This window comes from Streptomyces sp. NPDC060031, from assembly GCF_042736805.1.
Lineage (GTDB): Bacteria > Actinomycetota > Actinomycetes > Streptomycetales > Streptomycetaceae > Streptomyces.
This window is the reverse complement of the sequence record NZ_JBHWVM010000014.1, coordinates 46252-60311: the sequence shown is the minus strand read 5'-3', so window position 1 is coordinate 60311 and position 14060 is coordinate 46252. Positions and strand designations below refer to the sequence as shown.

The window sequence follows — 14060 nt, the reverse complement described above, 5'->3', positions numbered from 1 at the left end:
TCAGATTCCCTGTGGATGTCAAGGGCGGGACGCGCGAGGGCGCCCGCACTACCGGACCCCAGCCGGTCCGGTCGCACAGGCGCCCCTCAGCTCTGGGAGCGGATCAAACCGCGCCTACCACCAGGGGTGGAAGTTCACCGCCAGGCTGGCGTTGTGCTGCTGGATCGGCGTGAAGGCCGAGCCGTTGACCTGCGCGACGTTGCTCTGGTTCGACGCGCCGGAGCCGGTGGCGACCTGCTGCGACGTGGAGGAGTTGCCGGTGTTGCCGCCACCCACGCCGCTGCCGATGATGCTGGCGACGCTCGCATTCGATCCGTCGTTCGCGAGGGCGCCGTTGTCGGCCGACGCCACCCCGCCCGACAGGGCCACGGCGAGGGGGAGAGCGGCGACGGCGGCGATGACGCGCCTCGTGCGCCCCAGGACAGCACTCCTGCACCGGGTACAACCCCTGCCCCACACCCGGTGAACCGTTTCTCCAAACCGGCCCGCCCCGGACATGCCGAAAAGAGCCGCGTCGTCCGGGAACCCCACCGTCTCCCGGTCCTGCGGCCCTGCAATGCCAAGCTTCGCGCCCCCTGCGCGCCCCCGACGTCCACCGGGGTGATCCGTCCGTGCCTCGGTCTCGGGGCACCCTCGCGGCGCGATCCTCGGTCGCGACCGACCGGGCTCCAGCGCCTGCTGCTGCGTTCGTACGTACTGCCGACCACGAACCACGAACCACGAACTGCTAACCGTGAACTGCGGACTGCGGACTGCGGACTACCAATGACGAGCCATGACCTGCGGGTTACGGGCCTACGCGGCGAGCGCCATCTCCTGGCGGGCGGCGGGCCGGGCACCGATGACGGAGGTGACCGCGGCCGTACGGGCACGGTCGGACGCGGCGGCGAGGGCGGCTGCGATGGTCGAGCGGCGGACGGACGGGGTCTTGCCGTGGGCCTCGGCGCGGATGCGCTGCTTGATGGTGGGCGGGAGCGAACCGCCTCGCATCATCGCCCGCCAGGTCTGCCGGGCCACGACGGCCGGCCGGCGCACGGCGGGAACGGCGGGGGTGGCCACGGCGCCGAGGGAGGAGGCGGCGGCCGGAGCGGCCTTGGCGCCGAAGCCGAGGGCGGCGAAGAGGGCCACGAGTGCGGCGAGGACGGCGGTCCAGATCGACGTGACGGTGCTGCGGTGAGCCATGACGGGTCCCTCGTTTCGCGATGTTCCGACGGGCGGATCTGAATACATTCGTCATGATGCGACCGCAACCGCACCGCCCCCACACCGCGCGCCGATCTTCCGACAAACACCACTCAAAGGGCCTAAAGCGCCCCTCCAGAGCCCCCCAGTACGGCCTCGAAAGCCGTGTACGCCTTCGCATCGAAGAGCACGAACCGCACTTCCTCCACCCGGGTACGGGCCTCCCGTACGGTCTCCACCGCGATCCGGGCCCCGTCGTCCATGGGCCACCCGTAGATCCCCGTGGAGATGGCCGGGAACGCGACCGTGCGAGCCCCCAAGCCGTCCGCCACCCGGAGGGATTCGCGGTAGCAGGAGGCCAGCAGCTCCGAGCGGTCCTCGTCCCGGGACCAGACCGGCCCGACGGTGTGGATCACGTGCTCGGCGGGCAGCCGCCCGGCCGTGGTGGCGACGGCCCGGCCCGTCGGCAGGCCCTTGCCGTAGTGGGAGCGGCGCAGGTCCTCGCAGGCGGCGAGGATCTCCGGTCCGCCGCGGCGGTGGATGGCCCCGTCGACTCCCCCGCCCCCGAGCAACGAGGAGTTCGCGGCATTGACCACCGCGTCCGCCGCCTCGGCGGTGATGTCTCCCTGGACGAGGACGATGCGCACCATCGTGGATCCCTTCTCGCGATACAGACGACGAAGGGGCGCCCCTGTTCCGGGACGCCCCTTCCTGTCGGCGCGCACATGCGCCGGCCTGTGGCGGTGGGTGTGGGATTTGAACCCACGGTGACTCGCGCCACGACGGTTTTCAAGACCGTTCCCTTAGGCCGCTCGGGCAACCCACCTGGCCGGTACAGAGTACCGGGCTGCGGGGGTGGGCGGGGGTCTGGCGGGGCAGCGTGCGTACGCCGCCCCGCCGGGCCGGGGTCAGGAGGTCTGCGCCTTGTCGTACGCCGCCTTCGCCTCGTTGCCGAAGTACGGGCCGAACATGCGGTTCGGCAGGAAGTTGTAGCCGAAGCTGTTCACCGAGACCTGGCTGCCCAGGCCCGTCGCCTCGTTGAAGTCCTGGAACCAGGGGCCGCCGCTGGAGCCGCCGGTCATGTTGCAGCCCAGGCCGTGGTCCTTGGTCAGCAGGAAGTCCTTGCCGCTGTTGCCGCTGCAGTAGACCAGCTTGGTGCCGTCGTAGGGCGCCGCCGCGGGGAAGCCGAAGGAGTACATCTTCTTGCTGTAGCCGCCGTTGAAGACGATGCCCTGCGCGCCGACGACCTGGCTGAGCTTCTGGCCGTTCAGCGGGGCGACGACGGCGAGGCCGACGTCCATGTTCATGTCCTCGCTCGCGGCCCACTGGTCGGTGGCGAGGGTCTTGGTGGCCGACCACTGGCCGTAGGGCGCGTTGCCGTTGTTGTAGGCCGGGACGAAGACCCAGTTGGTGTGCCAGGCGCCCTGGTACTTCACGCAGTGCCCGGCGGTGATCACCGTGCTGCCGTTGGCGCTGGTGATGGAGTCGCCTGAGCAGGACGCCGTCCTGTCACCCATGGTGAAGAAGACCCGGCCGGAGGTCTTCACCACCGCCCCGCCGCCCGTCCAGGCGCCGCCCGCCTGGGGGAACGCCGTGGGGGCCGCGGCAGCCGAGCCCCCCGCCGATGCCGACGATGCCGCGGTCGGCGGGATCCTGGTGGGGCTCGCCACCGTCGCCGGGGCTGTCGTACGCAGGGCGCCCGGGGCCGCCGTCACATCGAGCGGGGTGGCGCCGCGCATCCGCTCGGCGGTCCAGAACCCCTGGGTGTGCTGCTGCTTGAACGACGCCGGGGTGTCGGACGAGGGGGCGGCCGCCGCAGGGCCGGCCGCCGTCAGGGCGCCCGCGATCAGGGCGCCCGCCGCCAGTAAGACCGATGCTGCCGTGCGATGACGATTCACGCATGACTCCTTCTGCCGGCCCCGGTCCCGTCGGACCCGGGCAGGGTGGGGGTGAAGAGCTGTCGGTGCGGATCGGCAGCAGAGTGGCACGCGCGGGCAGAGATGTCAGGAGCCGGTCGGAACGTTCGGTCGGTTCAGGCCAGCATTTGGCCAACTCCCCGCCGTCACGCCGTCACGCCGTCCCACCGTCATACGGTCAGCAGCACGCCGGCGTAGGACACCCCGGCCACCACCACCCACGCCCCGAGCCCCAGTGCCGCCGCGCGGCCGCCGGTCCGGGCCAGGGTGGGCAGGTGCACGGCACTCCCGAGGCCGAACAGCGCCGCCCCGAGCAGTACCTCCTGGGCGGTGTGCGCCCACTGCAGCGCCGCGTCGGGCAGTACCCCGGTCGCGCGCACCGCGGCCGCCGCCAGGAAACCGGCCACGAACAGCGGCACCGGAGCCGGACGGCGCCCCGAGGCCGTCCGCACCCCGCGCCGGCGGGCCCGTACCGAGAAGGCCACCGCCGCCACCAGCGGGGCCAGCAGCGCCACCCTCATCAGCTTGACCAGCACCGCCTCGCCGAGCGCCCCCGGGCCGGCGGTCTGGGCGGTGGCCACCACCTGGCCGACGTCGTGGACGCTGGCGCCCACCCACCGCCCGAAGGCCGGGTCCGAGAGACCCAACGGGCCCTGCAGCAAAGGGAGCACCGCGATGGCGAGCGTCCCGCACAGGGTGACCAGGGCCACCGAGGAGGCCACGTCCTCCTCGTCGCTCCCGGACACCTCGCTCACCGCGCCGATGGCCGAGGCCCCGCAGATCGAGTACCCCGTGGCGATCAACAGCGGCTGGTCCCCCGGGAGTCCGAGCCTGCGGCCCAGCCACAGGGTGCCGAAGAAGGTCGCCGCGACCACCGCCGCCACCATCGCCACCGTGGCCCAGCCCAGCCGGAGCACCTGGTCCAGGCCCAGCGCGAGACCCAGCAGGACGATGCCGATCCGCATCAGCCGCCGGCCGGCCAGCGAGAGCCCCGGGCGCGCGGTTCCCCGTACGAAGACCCGTAGGCGCGGGACATGGGCCACGGTGATGCCCAGCACCACCGACGCCGTCAGCATCGGCACGGCCGGGACCAGCCGGTGCACGCACCATGCTGCGAGGACACCGGCGGCAGCCAGCGCCAACCCGGGCCACTGGGCCACTGTTTCACGTGAAACATCGCGGATCGGCGTGCCCTGCGGGCGGTTGAGGAGGGCCATCACGCGCTGCTGTCGACGGGCTGCGTGTACACCCGGCGGATGCTCGTGCCGAGCCTGGCGACGTCGGCTCCGTAGACGTGGACCGATATGGCCTTGGAGCTACAGGAGTTGCGCACCTTGTGGATGTCCCCGGGCGGGGCGAATCCGCAGACCTCGCCCTGGGCGTTGACCACGTCCTCGGTGGGAACCAGGAGCGCCGGACCCGCACCGGGCGCGAGCCGGTAGCGCCGTTCGCTCTCCTGGCCCTGGTGGACCCCGGCCACGCACCAGGAGACGTGGTCGTGGATGCAGGTCTCCTGGCCGGGCATCCACACCAGGGCGACCACCGAGAAGCTGCCGTCCGACTCGGCGTGCAGGATGTGCTGCCGGTAGTGGTCCGGATCACCTTCCCGCTGTGCCTCCGACAGGAGGTCGGGCGCGCCCAGATGCGGCGCGAGGCGCTCACCGACCAGGTAGGCGGTCAGATCGGGGGCCAGCCCCCGGTCCACGACCGTGCGGATCTCACTGACGAGGGCGGCCATCCTCGCGGTCGTACAGGCTGGCGTGGTGGTGGTCATAGCGGCAGCTTCCTGCCGCCGATCCATCACGTCCAACGACAGTTTCGACCGGAATTCCCAAGCCCTGCTTATATGTTGGCCGGTAGTCGATCAGCAGCCGCTCAGCAGCCGACCCGGTTCGCCGCCACCCGTTTCAGTGCGTCCAGCACCACGGCCGTCGCCGGTATCCGCAGATGGTCCCGGTACACGTACGCGGCGATGTGCCGGCGGGGTGCGGGCTGGAGCGCCCGGCCGCACACCCGGCTCAGCGAGAGCGAGGGCAGCACCAGCGCGGGCATCATGGCCACGCCCAAACCCTGCGCGACCAGGCTCTGCACCACCAGGTTGTCATCGGTGGCGAAGCGGATGTCGGGGACGAAGCCCAGCTCCGCGCACTCGTGCAGCAGGTTCGCCCGGCAGCGCGGACAGCCCGCGATCCACCGCTCCTCGGCGAGGTCGGCGAGGTTCACGGCCCGGCGCCGGGCCAGCGGATGCCCGGTCGGGAGCAGCACCGTCAGCTGGTCCTCCAGCAGTTTGACCTCGGCGACCTCGTCCGGGATCTCCTCGTGCAGCCCGGGATAGGTGAAGGCCAGGGTGATGTCGCACTGCCCGCGCTCCAGCCGGCGCAGCGAATCCGGGGGCTCCCCCTCCAGCAGTTCCACCTGGATGCCCGGGTGGTCCTTGGTCAGATCGCTCAGGGCTTCCGGGACGAGCGTGGCGTTGACACTGGGGAAGCCGCAGAGCCGGACCCGGCCGGTGCGCAGCCGGGCGTAGGCCTTGAGCTGGGCCTCGGCGGCCGAGAGGCTGCCGAGGATGCTCTCGGCGTGCCGGGCCAGGGACCGGCCGGCCTCGGTGAGTTGCATCGTGCGGCCGATACGGGTGAACAGCGGGGTCCCGACGGCGCGTTCGAGCGCCTTCATCTGCTGGGTGATGGCGGGCTGGGTGTACCCCAGGACGCGTGCGGCCGCCGAGTAGGACCCGGAGGCGACCACCTCGTGGAAAGTCCGGATGTGCCGCGAATCGAACACCTGTGAAGCATAAGCGGACGTTGGGAGGGGCCGTAGGCGGAATCCCGCCCACGGCCCCTGTCCATCAAGCCACCGGGTCCTACTTGTCGCCGACCCGCGAGCCGAGCGTGATGTCCACGGTGGTCGGCTTGCCGCCGCGCAGGTAGGTGAGCTTCACCGTGTCGCCGGGCTTGTACGTCCAGATCATGCTGATCAGGGTCGGGCCGCTGTCGACCGGCCTGCCGCCGAACTCGGTGATGATGTCGCCGGGCTTGAGGCCCGCCTTGCCGGCCGGGCCGTTGGGGTCGACCAGCTCGTTGGCGGCCGCGCCGCTCTCGGAGACCTTGGCGCCCTCGGCCTTGGACTGGAGGTCCACGGAGACCGAGATGACCGGGTAGACCGGCTTGCCGGTCTTGATCAGCTGCTCGGCGACGTTCTTCGCCTGGTTGATCGGGATGGCGAAGCCGAGGCCGATCGAGCCGGCCTGGCCGCCGCCGAAGCCGCCGTTGCCGGCCGACTGGATGGCGGAGTTGATGCCGATCACCGCGCCGCGTCCGTCGAGGAGCGGACCGCCGGAGTTGCCCGGGTTGATCGAGGCGTCCGTCTGGAGCGCGCTCATGTACGAGTTCTTGCCGCCGGAGCCGTCGCCGGAGGCCACCGGGCGGTTCTTGGCACTGACGATGCCGGTCGTGACCGTGTTGGACAGGCCGAAGGGCGCACCGATCGCGATGGTCGCGTCGCCGACGGCCACCTTCTCGGAGTCCCCGAGCGGCAGCGGCTTGAGACCGGTCGGCGGGTTCTTCAGCTTGATGACGGCGACGTCGTAGCCCTGCGCCTTGCCGACGACCTCGGCCTCGTACCTCTTGCCGTCGGAGAAGGTCGCGGTGAGCTTGCCGCCGTTGGCGGCGGAGGCCACCACGTGGTTGTTCGTGAGGATGTGGCCCTGCTGGTCGTAGACGAAGCCGGTACCGGTGCCGCCCTCGCCGTCACCGGCCGAGGCCTCGATGGTGACCACGCTGGGCAGTGCGGCGGCGGCCAGGCCCGCGATCGAGCCGGCCTCGCGCTTGATCTCCTTGGGGGTGCTGGCGCTGATCGTGGTCGACCCGGAGCCGTTGCTGCTGCGGTCGGCGGCCCAGTAGCCGACACCGCCGCCGACGCCGCCCGCGAGGAGGGCCGCCACGAGCACGCTCGCGACCAGGCCGCCCTTGCCCCTCGGCTTGGGCTGCGGGGTGCCGTCGGTGCTCAGGGGCACGCCCCACCCTCCGCCGCCCTGGCCACCGCCGGCCCCGTACGCGGGAACCGTGGGCGGCGGGGGCGGCCAGCCGCCCGCTCCGTGCGCGGCCGGCTCGGCGGGGTGGCCGTACGCCGGGGCGGGCGGGATCTGCTGCGTCGGCTCGGTACCGGGCGCGGGCGTCGGCGGGAGCTGCTGGGTGACGTGCTCGGCGGCGACGGGCGCAGCCGGAGCATGGTGCGCGGCCGGCGCGGCAGCCGGAGCAGCGGTCGGCGGCTCGACCGGCGCGGGCACCGGCGGCCCGGCGATCGGCGTGACCGCGGGCATCTCGGGGGCGGGAGCGGCCACCGGGGGTGCGGGCGGGGCCGCGGGGGGCGTAGGGGCCGCGGTGCCCTCGTTCTCGGTGCTCACAGCGCTCTCTCCTCGTCACACACGGCTTCAGATGAATCTGGCGATATCGGTCCGGCTGAACGTTCGACATGCCGCACAAGTTCCAGGGCAAAGCCTTTCCCATGACCCGTCAGAGCACTGTAAGCCGGACCTGTGCATCTCCCCCCATCCTTTATCTCCGATATTTCGGACGCATCCGCAGGAGCGCGTACAGGCCCGCGCGCGGCGCCGGAGCCCCTCTCGGTGGCACCATGACCCGGTGACCCACGCAACGCCGCGCCCCATCCAGGTCGTCGCCCACCGCGGCGCCTCGGAGGATGCCCCCGAACACACCCTGGCCGCGTACCGCAAGGCCATCGAGGACGGGGCAGACGCCCTCGAATGCGACATCCGGCTGACGGCCGACGGCCATCTGGTGCTGGTCCACGACCGCCGGGTGAACCGCACCTCCAACGGCCGCGGCGCCGTCTCCGCCCTGGAGCTCGCCGATCTCGCCGCCCTCGACTTCGGCTCCTGGAAGGACCGCGAGGAGTCCCCGGACTGGGACGCCGACCCCGAGCGCACCTCCGTGCTCACCCTGGAGCGGCTGCTGGAGCTGGTGGCGGACGCCGGACGCCCGGTGCAGCTGGCTATCGAGACGAAGCACCCGACCCGCTGGGCCGGACAGGTGGAGGAACGGCTGCTCTTCCTCCTCAAGCGCTTCGGCCTGGACGCCCCGCCCGCCGAGGGCCCGCACCCCATCCGCGTGATGAGCTTCTCCGCGCGCTCCCTGCACCGGGTGCGGGCGGCCGCGCCGACGATCCCGACCGTGTACCTGATGCAGTTCATCTCGCCTCGGATGCGCGACGGACGGCTGCCGGCCGGGGTGCGGATCGCGGGGCCGGGCATGCGGATCGTGCGCGGCCACCCCGGCTTCATCCGCAAGCTCCAGGCCGCGGGTCACTCCGTGCACGTGTGGACCGTGAACGAGCCAGAAGACGTTCAGCTCTGCGCTGATCTGGGTGTAGAGGCGATCATCACGAACAGGCCGCGGCAGGTTCTGTCACAGCTGGGACGCTGACGTCCCGATTTGCGCACCCGTCACACAGGCCCCGGACGTGACGGGGTGTGCACCGGCGCATCCGCTCCGCGTTCGTTCGTCATGAATGCGTCAGGGGGCTCCACCTCGGCGGTTTCCGGTCCAGGCCATTGGGGCATCCAGACCATGCGTGGGGCTAAGGAGGTTCCGGGGGTGGCGTTGGTGGTGGCACAGGAAGTGCCCACGTCGTCGTGCATGGACGTACGCCATGGTCCTGCGGGCGTGGGCGAGGCGAGACACCGGATGCGCGAACAATTGCGTATCAGCGGGGTGTCCGAATCGGTCGTTGACGACGCCGTTCTGATCCTTTCCGAACTGCTCAGCAATGCCTGCCGACACGGCAGACCGCTGGGCGCGCGGGAGATCGGGGACGGAGAGATACGCGCCTCATGGCGCGTCGACAAGGCGGGGCGGCTGACGGTCGAGGTCACGGACGGGGGCGGACCCACCCGCCCGGTTCCGGCCACGCCCTCGGTCACCGCGCGCGGCGGTCGGGGGCTGAACATCATCAGCGCCCTGGCCCAGGACTGGGGTGTCCGGGACGGAGCGGCGGGTGAGGTCACCGTGTGGGTGGTCGTTGCCTGTGGGCCCCGGCACGAGGATTTCGCTACGCGCGTTGCACCCCCGGCGATCGACTTCAGCACGGCCTTCGACGAACTCGATTCCTGAAGGCATCCGGCTCGATTCCTGAGCACATCCGAGCAATATCGAGCAGTACCGGTCATCCGTACACAAGCGGCCGTCCGGGAGCGCACGCCGACCGTGCTCCCGGCCGCACCCCACCCGGTTCCGGCGGTACGAACGGCTAGGCTCGCGCCCAGACACCCGCCGTACCGCCGCAACCGGGAGACACCCACGATGGCCAAGAAGCGCCCCGCAGCGAAGACTGCAAAGCCGCAGCTCAACAACGGGGAGATCCCTGTGGTGGGCGCTCGCGAGCCCTGCCCCTGCGGATCCGGGCGCCGCTACAAGGCCTGCCACGGCGCAGCCGCGGCACACGCCGTCACCGAGCACGTGCGGCGCCCCTTCGAGGGCCTGCCGGGCGAGTGCGACTGGGTGGCGCTGCGCGAGCTCGTGCCCGCGGCCACCGTCCCGCTCACCCTCAAGGGCGGCCTGCCCGAGGGCGTCCCCTCCGTCTCGCTGGTGACCGTGCTGCCGATGGCGTGGCCGGCGCTGCGCCGCGAGGACGGCTCGGTCCTGCTCGGCCTCCAGAACGACTCGACCACCGGGGACCTCGGCCGCGACATGGCCGACACCCTGGAGCGCGCCCTCGCCACGGAGCCGGGCAACCCCGTCGCCGCCCGCCGGGTCCCCGCCGAGGGTCCGCGACTTCAGGATCTCCTCGACGCGGACGGCGTTTTCGAGCCGGTTGTGCACAGCGGGTTCGAATTCTGGATTCCGGACGCGGAGGGTGCCCAGAGCGCCTCCCCGGAGATCGCCGCCTCGCTGGAGCGCGCCAACGCGGCCGCCATCCCGACCGTCAAGCTCGCGGGCGTGGACGCCGCGTACTGGTGCGAGACTCCGGAGAAGAACCACCTGCGCTGGGTCATGCCGCACCCCGAGGAGAAGCTGCTCGACGCCCTCGCTCGGCTGCACGCGGCCGGGACGTCCTCGCTCGGCGAGGGCACCAAGCTCGTCGGTTCCTTCCGCGCGCACGGGCTGATGGTCCCCGTCTGGGACCTGCCCACCGGGGTCACGGCCGACGACGTGGAGAAGCCGGCCGCGGAGTTCGCGGAGCGGCTGGCCACCGCCCTGGCCACGGACACCCCGCTGACCACGGAGGAGCGCCGGGCTCGCGGCGGACTCACCAACCGCCAGGTGACGCTCAGCTGACGGGCGCCCACCCGCGGGTCCGGTGACCGGAGTCACAACTCCCGCTAATCGCCTGCAAATCGGTGTCTGAATATCAGAGATCGAATTTGCGAACAGGCGATCTCTTGTTACCGTTCTTGTAGCCCGGTCGCTGGTGCATCCCCCGTCGCCAGCGACCGGGCCCTTCCATTTCCGGCGGTGCTCAACCATCGCCCGGTGCCGGTGAGTTGCTCCCGGACCGCAGCAGCAGTGCCCCTTCATCATCCGGAACTGCAAACTCCGCTACGGCCGAGTATCCGTCGGGCGCCCCGACCGAGGCCTCCTTCGGCGTCTCGCACAGCCCCGGCTCGTCGCCCGCACCGAGGGCACAGCGGATCTGCACCGTGCGCCCCGCCGGCCCCATGACCGTCAGCACCGCGGCGAGGGCGCGCCCGCTCGTGTTGCGGTAATAACTGCGCCCCCAGGTCTGGCCCTCGCCGACCAGGACGCAGGTCTGCGCCTCCACTCCCTGCGGGGAGGACAGTTCGGGACCGCACCGGGAATCCGTACGCGGCTGCTCGGGCGGACCCGGTCGGGCCGGCGCGGCCGCGGGTGCCGACGTACCGGGCTGGTTGGAAGAGGACCGGCCGGAAGAGGACCGCCCGGAGGAAGAGTCGGCGAGACCGAGGACAGACAGCACCCCGCCGCCTTTCCCGTCGTCCTGACCGGCGAAATCCGGTCCGGCGATCGCCCCGGCGAGCGGGAGCGACAAGATGATCAGCACACCGGCGCCGATACCGATCAAGCGGAGATTCATTCGCCGAAGATAGCGACGCGGGAATGGGGCACGGAGATCCCCGCGCCCAATTCCCTTGGAAACTCGTCCTGCTGACACCCGTACGAGTGATCCGGCCGTGCTCCGTACGTCAGTACGCGAGCGTCAGTACGCCAGTCGGCTGCCGCCGCCGGAGGCCCCGGTGCTCGCCTCGACCAGGGCGTCCACGACCGCCTCGACCTCCGGCAGCCAGATGCCGCCGGCCTCCGCGGGCTCCCGCTCCCAGCGCACGTGGCCGCCGCCGGACGCGGTGGAGGGTGGCAGCAACAGGTAGCCGCCCTCGCCGTGGAAGCGCAGCGAGGAGGGCACGTGGTCCTTGGCGTAGAGGAGTTCGCCGAGGCGTTCCAGGGAGTACGGCGCCACCAGCAGCGACCACCGGGTCGGGGTCGCCACGATCGGCCCGAGCCGCATGCCCTGCGCGTCCAGGCGCACGACGGCGTGGGCGGCCGCGGCGGCGGGCAGGCTGACCGCGCACGGCGCGGCCCCGCCGGTGGCCAGCAGCACGGAGGCGGTGGGCCGGTTGGTCCACCACCAGGCCACCATCCGGGGGTCGGTGGTGGCCGCGAGCAGCCCGGGGTCGAAGGGGTGCGCGCCGGGCACGACGCAGTCGGGGTCGGGGCAGGCGCACCGCGCGCTGTCGGTGCCGGAGCGTCCGACGCCCGGCAGCACGGGCCACTGCCAGGCGGTGGCGCAGGTCAGCGCCGCGTCGAGGAGGGGGAGAGCGGACGGATCGCTCTGCCGCGGGGCGGGGCGCAGGGATTGCAAGCGATTACGGAGCCGCTGGAGACGCCTTCCGAGGATCTCGCGCATGAGCGCTCGTTCCTTTCCGTTGAACGCCGAGGGCCACATCACACCATGTGAGCGGTGTTTCACCACACGTACACGTTTCGCGTCACTGTCCGCCTGAAGCAGGTTCACACGGTTCGTGCAGTTTCTTACGGGTCCATGGAACGTCCGGCGCGGGCCGTACGCGACCCGCAAGGGCGCCGAGACCGGCTGCCGCCGCCTAGGACGACGGGCCGCGCCGGGCGGTTCCCGGCAGGTGCCCGGCGGGTGCCGGAAGGGTGCCGGGCTGCGCCAACTGTCCCCGGGCACCACCGATTACGTACCCGGGCCCACTCAGGAGCCCGCCCAGTCGACCGCAAAAACCGTCTGCTTCCGGCTTTTTCCGGCCAAGTTCTAGCCTTGGCCGGACAGTGAGTTGTCGTCCCACAGACACCAGGATTCCCACCTGGGCAATGCTGGACATCGCTCCTCGTCTGCGTGTAGATGTGGATTCATTGATAGCGGCGCAGCACGATCTGGGGGTTTGCGATGCTATATGGCGAATCGCACCAGCTGGAAAGGCGGACGCCATGAGCGCCCCGCATCTGCCGAAAGTGGCTGGAATCGATCCAGCGGTCACCACGTCCCCGCACACTGCGGCGCCCGTGCCCGCACGCACCGCGCCCGCTCCGGCGCCCGCTCCGGCGCCGGCACCGGCTCCGGCACCGGCACCGGCACCGGCACCGGCACCGGCCGCGAGCACGCTCATCCAGGACCGGCTGGCGGGCATGGTCTCCGATCTCACCACGCTCCACGAACTCACCGAACGCCTCGCCCGCGCCAGTGACCTCGCCTCCTCGCTCCAGGAGTTCCTGCGCGCCGGAGCCGCCCTCGTCGGCGCCCGCCGCGGCCTGGTCGTCCTGGAGCCCTCCGACGGCCTCGGTCCCAGTACGACGATCGGCCTGGGGCTCGGCCGCGCCGACCTCGGTCACATCGAGACCGTGCCGCGCAGCGCCACCTCGTACGGCCGCATCCTCGACGGGCTGCCCGACGCGCAGGGCGGCTCCGAGGTGTTTCCCGAACCGGGCGCGGCCCCGGGGGCGGGGGGCCACGGAAGCCCCGTGGACCCGCGCCACCGCGAGGTCGCCGCCCGCCTCGGCTACGCCGCGAGCTACGCCCTGCCGCTGACCGCCGAAGCGACCGGGCGGCTCGGCGCGGCCGTCTGGCTCTACGACGAGCAGGCCGAGCCCGGCGACCGCCAGCGCGACCTGGCCGGGCTGTACGTACGGCACGCCGGCGAGCACCTGGCCCGGATGCTGGAGGTCGAGCGCTCCCGCTCGCGCCTGGCCACCGTCGCCGAGGAACTGCTGCCCAGCCGGCTGCCCCGGGTCACCGGGGTCCAGCTCGCCGCCCGCCACCACACCGGCCCGCGCGGCGGCGGCGACTGGTACGACGCACTGCCGCTGCCCGAGGGCGCGCTGGGGCTGGCCGTCGGCTCCGTCACCGGATCCGGACCGAGCGCCGTCGCCGCGATGGGCCGGCTGCGGGCGTCGCTGCGGGCGTACGCCGTCATGGAGGGCGAGGATCCGGTCGCGGTCCTGTCCGACCTGGAACTGCTGATGCGGCTGACCGAGCCGGCGCGCTCGGCGACCGCGCTCTTCGCCTACTGCGAGCCCGCGCAGCGGAAGGTCATCCTGGCCGGGGCCGGACACACCCCGCCGCTGCTGATCGGCGAGCGGCGCACCGAGTACGTGGAGACCACGCTCTCCGCGCCGCTGGGGATGCTGTCGTGCTGGGAGGCCCCGAGCGTGGAGGTCGAGCCGGCGCCGGGAGAAACGGTGCTGCTGTACACGGACGGCCTGTTGCGGCGTACCGGGGACCCGATGGACCGGGCCTACGCGCGGCTGCACGCCGCGGCCGCGGGAGCGCCCCGCGGTGTCCGCGAGGATCCGGCCGCCCTGTGCGAGCACATCCTGCGGACCGTGCTGCCCGAAGGGGAGGTGGACGCCGGGACCGGGACCGGGACCGGAACTGACGCCGAGGAGGACATCGTTCTGCTTGCCGCCCGTTTTGACTGATTTGTCACATCGCGCTCCGGTGCCTTCCGCTCAC

14 protein-coding genes and 1 tRNA gene are annotated in these 14060 nt (G+C 72.0%); 4 read left to right on the top strand and 11 right to left on the bottom strand.

Annotated features, from left to right (window positions below):
• Positions 1–114 precede the first annotated feature (114 nt).
• The 9 genes from ACFWB8_RS09005 to ACFWB8_RS08965 form a co-directional block, all read right to left on the bottom strand.
• The gene (locus tag ACFWB8_RS09005; protein WP_385223867.1) at positions 115–420 is read right to left on the bottom strand and encodes a hypothetical protein; all 306 of its coding nucleotides are present in this window, start codon (positions 418–420) and stop codon (positions 115–117) included.
• Positions 421–795: 375 nt separating this feature from the next.
• Positions 796–1182, bottom strand: coding sequence for a DUF6344 domain-containing protein (locus ACFWB8_RS09000; protein ID WP_385223819.1), 387 nt, complete (start codon positions 1180–1182; stop codon positions 796–798).
• 122 nt (positions 1183–1304) lie between these two features.
• Positions 1305–1832: an O-acetyl-ADP-ribose deacetylase gene (locus ACFWB8_RS08995; protein ID WP_385223818.1), complete on the bottom strand. Its 528-nt coding sequence runs from the start codon at positions 1830–1832 to the stop codon at positions 1305–1307.
• Between the two features lie 88 nt (positions 1833–1920).
• Positions 1921–2008 (bottom strand) — tRNA-Ser (locus tag ACFWB8_RS08990).
• A gap of 82 nt (positions 2009–2090) precedes the next feature.
• The gene (locus tag ACFWB8_RS08985) at positions 2091–3080 is read right to left on the bottom strand and encodes a trypsin-like serine peptidase (protein WP_385223817.1); all 990 of its coding nucleotides are present in this window, start codon (positions 3078–3080) and stop codon (positions 2091–2093) included.
• A 188-nt stretch (positions 3081–3268) separates the two neighbouring features.
• The gene (locus ACFWB8_RS08980; RefSeq protein WP_385223816.1) at positions 3269–4315 is read right to left on the bottom strand and encodes a YeiH family protein; all 1047 of its coding nucleotides are present in this window, start codon (positions 4313–4315) and stop codon (positions 3269–3271) included.
• Positions 4315–4872 carry a cysteine dioxygenase gene (locus tag ACFWB8_RS08975; RefSeq protein WP_385223815.1) on the bottom strand — a complete coding sequence of 186 codons (558 nt, stop codon included), beginning with the start codon at positions 4870–4872 and terminating at the stop codon, positions 4315–4317. Before ACFWB8_RS08975 ends, ACFWB8_RS08980 begins: the two co-directional genes overlap by 1 nt.
• Positions 4873–4973: 101 nt before the next feature.
• Positions 4974–5879 carry a LysR family transcriptional regulator gene (locus ACFWB8_RS08970; RefSeq protein WP_385223814.1) on the bottom strand — a complete coding sequence of 302 codons (906 nt, stop codon included), beginning with the start codon at positions 5877–5879 and terminating at the stop codon, positions 4974–4976.
• 79 nt (positions 5880–5958) lie between these two features.
• Positions 5959–7500, bottom strand: coding sequence for a S1C family serine protease (locus ACFWB8_RS08965; RefSeq protein ID WP_385223813.1), 1542 nt, complete (start codon positions 7498–7500; stop codon positions 5959–5961).
• A 238-nt stretch (positions 7501–7738) separates the two neighbouring features.
• Here ACFWB8_RS08965 and ACFWB8_RS08960 point away from each other — a divergent pair, with 238 nt between their 5' ends.
• The 3 genes from ACFWB8_RS08960 (at position 7739) to ACFWB8_RS08950 (ending at position 10390) form a co-directional block, all read left to right on the top strand.
• A complete protein-coding gene (locus ACFWB8_RS08960) occupies positions 7739–8539 on the top strand; it encodes a glycerophosphodiester phosphodiesterase (RefSeq protein ID WP_385223812.1) in 801 nt (266 codons plus the stop codon).
• A gap of 171 nt (positions 8540–8710) precedes the next feature.
• Positions 8711–9226 (top strand): ATP-binding protein, encoded by a 516-nt coding sequence (locus tag ACFWB8_RS08955; RefSeq protein ID WP_385223811.1) that lies wholly within the window; start codon positions 8711–8713, stop codon positions 9224–9226.
• Positions 9227–9415: 189 nt separating this feature from the next.
• Entirely contained in the window at positions 9416–10390 is a 975-nt protein-coding gene (locus tag ACFWB8_RS08950) for a DUF5926 family protein (RefSeq protein WP_385223810.1), read from the top strand.
• Between the two features lie 181 nt (positions 10391–10571).
• Here ACFWB8_RS08950 and ACFWB8_RS08945 read toward each other — a convergent pair whose 3' ends face one another.
• Both ACFWB8_RS08945 and ACFWB8_RS08940 read right to left on the bottom strand, forming a co-directional pair.
• Positions 10572–11165 (bottom strand): hypothetical protein, encoded by a 594-nt coding sequence (locus ACFWB8_RS08945; protein WP_385223809.1) that lies wholly within the window; start codon positions 11163–11165, stop codon positions 10572–10574.
• Between the two features lie 123 nt (positions 11166–11288).
• Entirely contained in the window at positions 11289–11993 is a 705-nt protein-coding gene (locus tag ACFWB8_RS08940; RefSeq protein ID WP_385223808.1) for a bifunctional DNA primase/polymerase, read from the bottom strand.
• Between the two features lie 428 nt (positions 11994–12421).
• Between ACFWB8_RS08940 and ACFWB8_RS08935 the strand changes: the two genes are divergently transcribed.
• Positions 12422–14026, top strand: coding sequence for a PP2C family protein-serine/threonine phosphatase (locus ACFWB8_RS08935; RefSeq protein WP_385223807.1), 1605 nt, complete (start codon positions 12422–12424; stop codon positions 14024–14026).
• Positions 14027–14060 lie beyond the last annotated feature (34 nt).

Excerpts from the sequence above, each read along its gene's own strand:
- ACFWB8_RS09000 (WP_385223819.1), bottom strand. The coding sequence starts at position 1,182 with ATGGCTCACCGCAGCACCGTCACGTCGATCTGGACCGCCGTCCTCGCC.
- ACFWB8_RS08995 (WP_385223818.1), bottom strand. The coding sequence starts at position 1,832 with ATGGTGCGCATCGTCCTCGTCCAGGGAGACATCACCGCCGAGGCGGCG.
- ACFWB8_RS08980 (WP_385223816.1), bottom strand. The coding sequence starts at position 4,315 with ATGGCCCTCCTCAACCGCCCGCAGGGCACGCCGATCCGCGATGTTTCA.
- ACFWB8_RS08975 (WP_385223815.1), bottom strand. The coding sequence starts at position 4,872 with ATGACCACCACCACGCCAGCCTGTACGACCGCGAGGATGGCCGCCCTC.
- ACFWB8_RS08950 (WP_385223810.1), top strand. The coding sequence starts at position 9,416 with ATGGCCAAGAAGCGCCCCGCAGCGAAGACTGCAAAGCCGCAGCTCAAC.
- ACFWB8_RS08945 (WP_385223809.1), bottom strand. The coding sequence starts at position 11,165 with ATGAATCTCCGCTTGATCGGTATCGGCGCCGGTGTGCTGATCATCTTG.
- ACFWB8_RS08940 (WP_385223808.1), bottom strand. The coding sequence starts at position 11,993 with ATGCGCGAGATCCTCGGAAGGCGTCTCCAGCGGCTCCGTAATCGCTTG.
- ACFWB8_RS08935 (WP_385223807.1), top strand. The coding sequence starts at position 12,422 with ATGCTGGACATCGCTCCTCGTCTGCGTGTAGATGTGGATTCATTGATA.